The 1,012-nt window shown below is 56.4% G+C and carries 1 protein-coding gene; it reads left to right on the top strand.

Going from position 1 to position 1,012, the window contains the following annotated elements:
• Positions 1 to 69 precede the first annotated feature (69 nt).
• A partial coding sequence (locus tag GCN74_RS28185) for an IS30 family transposase (RefSeq protein WP_152259705.1) occupies positions 70 to 1,012 on the top strand: 943 nt, incomplete at its 3' end.

Genomic DNA, 1,012 nt, shown 5'->3' with positions numbered 1-1,012 from the left:
GGGCGGATTCAACCGGTCCTCGCAACACCTTTAATCGGGGAGGTGTTTATGGGGCGACCAGCGGGGCGGATGAACAAGTTGACTGGGCGAAGGGCGATGCGCTCGCCAGGTGCGCCATCGCATCGCCGGGAAACCGAGCGGCGGTTCTGGGAACAAATAGCAACGGGGATTACAAGCGAAAAAGCTGCTGAAGCGGTTGGCGTGTCGCAAGCAGTCGGGACGCGTTGGTTTCGTCATAATGGCGGCATGCCACTTTCTATGTTGAACCCAATATCTGGAAGGTACTTGTCGTTTGCTGAGCGAGAAGAGATTGGACTTCTTTCGTGCCAGGGCGTCGGAGTACGAGAGATTGCGCGCCGTATCGGGCGTAGCGCATCAACGGTTTCCCGTGAGCTGACACGTAATGTTGCAACTCGCTGTGGCCGACTTGAGTATCGAGCTTCGGTTGCGCAGTGGAAGGCTGAGCTGGTTGCGAAAAGACCCAAGCTATCGAAACTGTTAACTGATCCACGTTTGCACGACTACGTTCAAGATCGCCTGGAGGGCAAGGTTCGTGACGCGAATGGTCGTGACATCTCTGGGCCTCGGCCAGCGCCGTTCATAGGAAGAAATAAGCCGCATCGCGGTGATCGTAAATGGGTCACCGGTTGGTCGCCCGAACAAATTTCCAACCGACTAAAGATCGACTTCCCGGATGATCAATCCATGCGCATCTCTCACGAAGCCATATACCAAGCACTTTATATCCAGGGTCGAGGAGCTCTCAAGCGCGAGTTGGTTGGCTGCCTGCGTACTGGGAGGGCATTGCGCGTACCGAGAGCAAGGGCACAAGCCAAAGCCTGGGCACATGTGAGCGAGGATGTAATGATCTCCAACAGGCCTGCAGAAGCCGACGATCGTGCGGTCCCGGGGCATTGGGAGGGTGACCTGATCATCGGACTAAACCGGTCTGCGATCGGAACGCTAGTTGAGCGTTCAAGCAGATTCACCATGCTTGTCCACCTGCCTCGCG

The sequence above is a fragment of the Janthinobacterium sp. FT14W genome, assembly GCF_009208755.1.
GTDB classification, from domain to species: Bacteria; Pseudomonadota; Gammaproteobacteria; order Burkholderiales; family Burkholderiaceae_D; genus Janthinobacterium; species Janthinobacterium violaceinigrum.
This window is presented reverse-complemented; position numbering and strand designations above follow the sequence as displayed.